We start from the raw sequence: 8,549 nt of genomic DNA on the forward strand, positions 1-8,549 counted from the left end.
AATACACTGCGCTCGGGACCGTATGAGGCATGGATGCCGATTACGAGCTTACAGGGATGTATTTACAGCGCGTCTCGAGTGCAGTGTATTCTTTCCTTCTAAACCAATAGTACTAAAAGGAAAGAATACACTGCGCGCAGGACCGTATGAGGCATGGATGCCGATTATGGGCCTACAGGGATGTATTCACAGCGAGTATCGAGTGCAGTGTATTCTTTCCTTCTGACCCAGTAGCAGCTCCCTCTTTCCAGAATATCCAAGGTCACCATATTCGTGCCGCCATAAGCAGACATTGGAAACAATTCTTTCAAAGGGGCGGCAAATAGCTTGTGTAGAGAGCTGCCCTTAGCGCTGTCTATTAAATAAATCCACACAAAGCATGTGGTTTCAGACGCATAACAATAGATACCCACGAAAATTATGCATATGAAAATGGTCACTTTTGACAGTTGTGCCTCCATAGTCACTTTGATAATCTTCGGTTGCCAATTTTTATTGGTTAATAATGATAACTTTAAATAGGTAAACGATTGATGTATTTGTCAAGATTTATTTCTGGATTATTATTGATTGGGGGCTTAGCTGGCAGTAAAGCTTTCGCCTCAGACAATATGGACTGCGTAGTTATTGAGAAAAATGACTTGGTCCAAGTTGAATTAAATAAATCCAACTCTTATCAGAACTGCTTTTCTTTAGATAAAATCCCTTCATCAACGCCAGTTGATATTGTGTCCTTCGCTTTTGATGACACAAAAAATAAATTATCTGTCTATGAGATTGGAACTTCCAATACTAAGAGCCTTGTCGTAAATTCAATCTCCGGCACTGATACTGTTAACGCACTATCGCTAAATACATATAACAAATCTCTCGTTGTCGAAATTGCTCCAACTGTAAAGTTAACGTCTAACAAAGATGTTGACATTACATATCTAATGGTTAATGGAAGAGCACAGGTTATTGTAAAAATTTACGACGTTGATTCACAAACTAGCTCCGGAGGCAGCTCTGGTGGTAGCTCTGGTGGTGGAACCACAATTCCCCCTATTGATCCAGGTGGCTGCAATTCCGTCATGTGTAGAGAGCCGGTATTTTTTATGGCAGCTGCAAGCTCTGCACAAGCATGCACAGCGAGCCAGAAGGCCCCAAATCCCCCATCGAATTTTGATATAAATAAGCACTTGAAGCAATTCAAGAAAGCAGGTATTGCGGCGAGCAAGCTTCCCGGAGGGAAAGTCACGTTAAGCGCAGCGGTCATGGCAAGTATGTTTGCACCTAATCGGACATATGACCTTAAAAATAACCCAAACTACAATGCTGACCAAGAGTTTGGGAACTGGTTTTATGGCGCTGCCGCTCATCAAATGGGTTTTTCTGAACAGGAAGCGCTTACCGCCGGGGCAGTAGTACAACAGTGGCAAAACTATAATAATTCAAACCACCCCGATGCTAATGATGTTGGAAAATTAGCCGAAAATATCGCTCATGCGCTCGCAACTGGCGAAGGCGACAATCATGATGATGCAGCACCAATTAAAGGCGGGCATAGCTATAGCAAAGACATCTATGAAAATGATGCCAATGCCGATAGCAATTCTGACTCTTGCAACCCTAGCAAAACTGTCAACTCGCCAACTGTAGCCGCCCCTGGCTATGGTATTGGTGGCCTAGGTTACGGCGGAGGCTGGAGCGGAGGCGGTATGTTTTTCGGTTCCGGTGGCTGCTGGGGTAGCTGCACAAGAACTGTGATCATTGTAGAATCGCTGTAAAGGTTCTTTGAGGTCTGCCTATCTTAGGCGGACCTTACTTACTATTGGGTCAGAAGGAAAGAATACACTGCAATCGAGACGCGCTGTGAAGCATCCTTGTAAGCTCGTAATCGGCATCCATGCCTCATACGATCCCGAGCGCAGTGTATTCTTTCCTTCCCCTTTTTAGTATAAGTGGATGGTGCTATGATAAAGATAATCTTGATTGCAATTATTTACTTCGTATTTCTGATTGCCAACCCATTGACTGGATATGATTTTTTCTGGAAATATTCTCCATCTTTACTTAATACACTCATATTCTTTTCAATAATTTATGCACTCTACTTTATACTCTTGAATCTATGGAAAAGATCCTTAAGTGAAAGGATAAAATATAGCGTGGTATTTTTGGCAATTTCTACGCTTTATTATTTTGCGGTAGAGAAAAAACCATCATATAAAATAGACCAAAGCACCTACTATGCTTTTGACAGGTTCGATGGCGGAGCTTTCACCTCCTCTACCATATCTAATCTTATTAAGCTAGACAGAGTCGCATTAATTCTTGCAAAAAAGACCGTAATAAAAACATACGAGAATGTACAAAATCAAAAAATCAAATCCTTAAATGGGAATCACTTAGTAATAGAATTAGAATATTACTCTGGAAAGGTAGAATCAGATCAAATCGAGGTTAACCGCCTCAAGGGGAATTCGCCCCATGAGTGATACCAATCCCCTCAAATGAAAGAAAGGATTTCATCATCGTCGCAGCCTACCTGACCTTCAGAACTAAGGACGATCTCTCTGTGTTTAGCTGGTTGGTTCAGAAAAGCCTCAGGTGAAACCGTTACTGTTTAAAGGGGGCAGTTTCACAATGGCGCCCGGCGGGCAAGCACAATAGGTTGCCGAAGGGCCAGTATCCGCGTATACCCTTCCGGTGAGAGCTTCAGCCCATACTTCTACACAATTGCCAAAAAGCACTGCACATACTAAAAAGGGGGAAGGAAAGAATACACTACGTTCGGGACCGTATAAGGCATGGCTGCCGATTACGAGCTTACAGGGATGTATTTACAGCGAGTCCCGAGCGCAGTGTATTCTTTCCTTCTGACCCAGTAGTAGATGGCCTGGACAGGCTTATAGTGTGGCGCCCACTCATCCGGACGAGTGTCATCCCATGCTGATTTCAATCATCATCCACTAACAAAAGATTCTCAGGGTCTTCAACAAACTATCTCCTTAAAACTATCCGCTAGTTGACACCATCTCGCTTATGGGCTTATGAAATAGCGACACTATATGCTCAAAACCCAGGCTGATGAATTGACTGGTGTTTGGGTCCAACCACAGGCCAGTATCGACCATGCAGCACCGAATACTTCAGGTGCCATTCGTATCTATCATAGACACGCTCCTCATTGGCCTTAATATCAAGCCAGCCGGGCAAATCGGCCTGCAGGATGATAGGTCGGATTAAACGCATTATGACCGCTTATTATTTCTGGGAAACGTACATAAGGTGTTTCGAAAGGACAATCGCACAGGGTTGCGACTATAAACTATTAACTTACCGAGCAACCAGTAAGTGATTATTTGATGCTTTACTCCCATAAATTTAGGACTTAAATCTTATGGAAATACTGGCTTAGTGAGTCAAAATATCATACAGGATCTCACTTGTTGTAAGCATGATATTCACCATGTGAAAGTAGTATTGAGAAGAATTTCCTATACAGCCTGAGCACAAGCTCTAATCTTGCTCATCTACCATAGTGGTTTCCTCGATGAATATAGACTCATTTGCGTTATCCGCCTATTCCATTAAAAACCCCAAGCACACAGCCAATCGCCAGGGATTTAAGCGGAAAAACCCAACAATATTCCTAATGCCTTACTTAACGATATTTGTGTTTTTTCTTATCTTTCTCAGCGGGCAATCCTACGCAGAGAGTAATTCGGTAATCCTCACTCAATTCGGCACTGGAAACCTCGGCATAGCTGACCAATCTGATCCCTCCACAAGAAATAACTTAATAAACCAATTCCAGACGGGCGCAAACAATACATCTGAAGCAATACAAGAAAATGGGACCACAGACAGCAGCATCAAACATATTCAAATTGGTAATGGAAATACCTCATTGTTACTATCACAAGACAATAGTACTGCTATTCATGTGGACATCATACAAATTGGTGACGGTAATATAATTGCAAGTACCCAATTAGACTCCACTGGAAGCACCGGGTCATTAAATCAGATTGGTCAAGCGAACGTGATCAATTTAGGTCAGGGCAGTTCGATTTACGATAAAATAACTATATTTCAGCAGGGTTACTCAAACGATGCAAGTGGCTTCCAATTTCTCGGATCCAATAATAATATATTTACCAGCCAATTTGGCAATGCAAATGTATCCCGTAATATTGTAATTGAATCAACAAACAGCAATATATACGTACTACAACATGGAACTGGAAATGCTAGCAGCGCGACTCAGGGAATTGATTCACTTGAGGTTATAACCACTACCCAGCAGGGAGATAACAACTCCAGTGATATCGCTCAATCTGTGGGCTCAAATAATATCGCAAACACCATTCAATTGGGCTCCGAAAACTCATTAATTTTATTTCAGTCAATCACGTCATTTGGTAAAGCTAATGTGTTTCAAACTGGGGTTTTAAATAGTCTTACCGCCCGCCAAATCGGCTTCTTTAATGACTTTTCCACTATACAAATCGGTACTGAGAACAACAGCGACATACTGCAGGATGGGGACTACCTGGCCGCGGATATCCTTCAATTGGGCACACTTAATACAGTAACTGCCGAACAAACCGGCAATCTAAATAGAGCACTTATTTCTCAGCTAGGCGTTACTAACAACCATGAACTATCGCAATCGGCATCAAACAACTTTGCTTTAGCGCTACAGGCTGGAATAGGAAATCATGGATCTATTTCTCAGTAAGATAGCCTCTTATTTCATTAAAACCTGACGACTCTTACTAAAAAGGAGGAAGGAAAGAATACACTACGCTCGCGACCCTATGAGGCATGGATGCCGATTACGTCCTTACAGGGATCTATTCACAGCGCGTTTCGGCTGCATTGTATTCTTTCCTTCTGCCCCAGCAATAACTCACTACCGTAATTATCAGCGGCCGACCCAAATGATAAGTAGAATCAGGCGCATGGCCCCTCCTCTTCTACTTTTAGGGATCCTATAGAAGACGGAAGGGAGAAACAGGTTCGAGTGAGTACAGCTGCATCTTGCAATGTAATATTGCAGTACAAACCCTTGATACACATACCGGTACAGCAACTACTGCAAGACATAGAAAACCCTGAAGATTTAATGAGGCCGGAAAAATTAAATAAAATTCCGCCAGGCCACATCAACCGAATACTCTTCAAAACCCTGTTCACGGGCCTCCAAGAGAAGAAATGATAAGTAAATCGAAAAAACAAACTGAAGCTACTGAGGGCAGGATAAAAAACACATCGGATAAGATACAAAACCTCGCGCCTCGGCACGAGGTATTTTCTTTCCACTGATCCCCCATTAGCAACACGGCACTACTATAAGTTGGCATTTGCGAATAGGTGCATAATTGATACAGATCAAAATCGGATTTACACTAGGAGCCAGAATCTGCAGCGTGCTGCGAAAGCTTACCCCAGCGATAGATATAAGGCCCAGACCTAGAGGCGACCAGGTTATCTGAATGTCTAAATTTATCGGTGTTATGAATACTTTTTTTGAACATGCCCCAGTTGCCCTCTATATTCTTACATATATAAAAACCGCTACATTCCCACGTCTCGATATCATAAACAGATCGACTGATTAGCCAGTTTTTAATTAAGTTTGCACGGAGTATGTTCTTACCGAATTTACGAGAAACAGCTATAGTAGCCTGAGTAACCCCGCCCATAACTCCGAAGGGGAGATTCAGTTGATTCTTGTAATTTGACCAGTCATCTTCGAAACCATCGTAAACATGGGCCACACCAATATAGTTCGGGCTCGTTAACACTAATGCGACACAACCGACTATTCCGCTAGTGCAGAGTTTGGTGAATCCGTTTTGGCGGATGCAAACCCATTGATCCAACCCAACCATGACCATTTTCCCATTGTTCAACTGCCGAACTTTCTGCTGAATTATTTCCTTTTGTTGCTGCTGCTCTTGATTTCGTCGATGAGGTGGTACGTAAGGCATAATGATTTCCTTATTTTTATTTTGGAAAAATTTCAATTATTCTTTGTCGCAAAGGGCACTTGTAGAAAGCTTTTCTTGGCCACCCTTTTTAGCTACCGCCTGAAACATATAGAAAAAATATAAATCGTTTATCTGATCTATACCAGACTCAATTGCAAACTTTTATCACATTTCTTCAACTAATAACGCGCTACACTCTAAACCTAGCTATCCTTTAAGGACATCACACAATCAATATCATTTTCCATGCACGAGCTATAGTCGATTTTACTGCTGGATCAGAAGGAAAGAATACACTGCACTTGAGACGCGCCGTGTATACATCCCTGTAAACTCCTAATCGGCATCCATGCCTCATACGGTCCCGAGTGCAGTGTGTTCTTTCCTTCTCTCTTTTTAGTATTTGTTCTTTTTACTTTGATACAGGCCAGTATTTAATCGCCAGCATTTCCGACATTGTTCTTTTGATATTCCCGACGTAACAATGCCGGTGAGTGCGGGTGATAAGAGGTCATACAATATTACGTAACCTTTTCCCGAATAATTGGCGCTACCGCACTCATGTGTCCAAGACAAAGACACGAAGTACTCAATATTTAGGTCAGACGCCAAGATGAAATATTGACGGGTGCAAGACGTCAGGCATAGGCCGGTATCGACCGTGCAGCGCTTGGTATCAGTGAAGGTCACCGAGGTCAGGGAGAACTGAAGCAGCATCTCATGCAATCATAGCCACGCCCCTCTTTGGCTTCAACTTCGAGGCCGCCAGACGGAGCAGTGGGTAGGCAGAAAAACCGTATAAGACTTCTCATTATTGCTTGAGGTCGTACCTGAGGAGTTTCGAAAAGGACAATTACACGAGGTTGTGTCTGTAATCTGTTGACTCACCAATCAACTATCAAGTGATCAGTTGATACTTTACTCCCATATATTTGTGACTTAAATCTTATGGAAATACTGGCTTATTGAGTCAAAATATCACAAAGGATCTCACTTGTCGCAAGCATGATATTCACCATGCAAAAGTATTATTGAGAAGAATTTCCTATAAAGCCTGAGCAGAAGCTCAAATCCAGCTTATCCACCTTAGTGATTTCCTTGATAAATATAGAATCATTTGCATTATCCGCATATTCCATTAAAGATTCCACGCGCGCAGCTAATAGCCAGGGATTTAAACGGGAAACCCCAACAATATTCGCAATATTTTACTTAACAACAATTGTGTTTTTCCTCATCTTTCTCAGCGGGCAATCCTACGCAGAGAGTAATTCTGTAACGCTCACTCAGTTCGGTGTTGAAAACCTCGGCATGGCTGATCAATCTGGCCCCTCTTCAGCTAATAATGCAATCAATCAGCTTCAGGCGGGTATAAACAATAGTTCTGAAGCAACGCAAGTTAATGGGACTTCAGACAGCAGCATCAAACACCTTCAAATAGGTATCGAAAATAACGCACTTCCCCTATCACAAGACAATAGCACTGCTGTTCACATGGAAATTATACAGAGCGGTACCCAAAACGGTTCCGCATCCATACAACAAAACTCTACAGGAAGCAGAGGATTATTACATCAGGCAGGTCGAACAAATATAGTGAATTTTTTACAGTTGGACTCAACTTACGATCAGGCAATAATATTTCAACAAGGATTTTCAAATAACTCAGCTACCAACCAAATTAGAAACTCTTATAGCAATATGCTTGTTACACAGTTTGGCAGTTCAAATATGGCGTCAAACTTTCAAGTTGAATCTTCTCACAGCAGTATACAAGTTGTGCAGCACGGAACCTTAAATCATAGCATCACAGCTCAACAGGACGATCCCTATGGAAGGATATTCATAATACAGCAGGGAGATAATAATTTTAGCAATATACTTCAATTTAATGGCTCAAATAATATCGGAACCATCATTCAATCGGGCTCCGAAAACTCTTCGATTGTATTCCAGTCAGGTACATCATATTCAACAGCCAAAATTTCTCAGACCGGGCTTTTAAATATGCTTAGCGCCCAACAAATCGGATTCTCTAATGATTTTGCTATTATACAAATCGGCACTGAGAACAACACTGGCATACTGCAGGATGGGGACAACCTATCTGTAGATATCCTTCAATTGGGCGCACTCAATACGGTATCCGCCGAACAAAGCGGCAATCTAAATAGAGCGCATATTTCCCAGCAGGGCGTTGCTAACAACCATGAACTATCGCAGTCTGCATCAAACAACTTTGCCATAGCGCTACAGTCTGGAATAGGTAATTATGGATCTATTTCCCAGTAAAATAGCCTTATCTTTCATTAGTGCGGTATGAGTACAGAGTTAGTTTGGCGGGAGTTGGGGATAGGTGCATAAGGAAAGAACACATAATGAGGGCTGCAGAGCGATAAAATTAATGGAAATGCAATTTTTAGAGGTGTTTTTAATTAGTCGGCCCTGAAAAAAACTAAACACTTACCTCCAGCACGGTGTAATGAGGGTTTACGGGGCGATTCGGACTAAATCCACCTTCCAAAACGTAAGTAAAATATCCGTATTATTAGCCGGAACGGATTT

At 42.0% G+C, this 8,549-nt stretch carries 5 protein-coding genes; 4 read left to right on the forward strand and 1 reads right to left on the reverse strand.

Annotation, left to right across the window (positions count from 1 at the left end; all coding sequences use genetic code 11):
• Positions 1-533: 533 nt before the first annotated feature.
• The 3 genes from ACCI49_RS22470 (at position 534) to ACCI49_RS22480 (ending at position 4,729) form a co-directional block, all read left to right on the forward strand.
• The gene (locus tag ACCI49_RS22470) at positions 534-1,769 is read left to right on the forward strand and encodes a polymorphic toxin type 44 domain-containing protein (RefSeq protein ID WP_371841472.1); all 1,236 of its coding nucleotides are present in this window, start codon (positions 534-536) and stop codon (positions 1,767-1,769) included.
• Between the two features lie 186 nt (positions 1,770-1,955).
• Positions 1,956-2,480 (forward strand): hypothetical protein, encoded by a 525-nt coding sequence (locus ACCI49_RS22475; protein ID WP_371841473.1) that lies wholly within the window; start codon positions 1,956-1,958, stop codon positions 2,478-2,480.
• 1,058 nt (positions 2,481-3,538) lie between these two features.
• Positions 3,539-4,729, forward strand: a complete 1,191-nt coding sequence (locus ACCI49_RS22480; RefSeq protein WP_371841474.1) for a hypothetical protein — start codon at positions 3,539-3,541, stop codon at positions 4,727-4,729.
• 670 nt (positions 4,730-5,399) lie between these two features.
• Here ACCI49_RS22480 and ACCI49_RS22485 read toward each other — a convergent pair.
• Positions 5,400-5,984 (reverse strand): hypothetical protein, encoded by a 585-nt coding sequence (locus tag ACCI49_RS22485; RefSeq protein WP_371841475.1) that lies wholly within the window; start codon positions 5,982-5,984, stop codon positions 5,400-5,402.
• Positions 5,985-7,082: 1,098 nt separating this feature from the next.
• On the opposite strand from ACCI49_RS22485, the gene ACCI49_RS22490 reads away from it, so the two are divergent.
• Complete coding sequence (locus ACCI49_RS22490; RefSeq protein ID WP_371841476.1) at positions 7,083-8,276, forward strand: hypothetical protein; 1,194 nt, start codon at positions 7,083-7,085, stop codon at positions 8,274-8,276.
• Positions 8,277-8,549 lie beyond the last annotated feature (273 nt).

This window comes from Microbulbifer epialgicus (assembly GCF_041447265.1).
GTDB lineage: Bacteria > Pseudomonadota > Gammaproteobacteria > Pseudomonadales > Cellvibrionaceae > Microbulbifer > Microbulbifer epialgicus.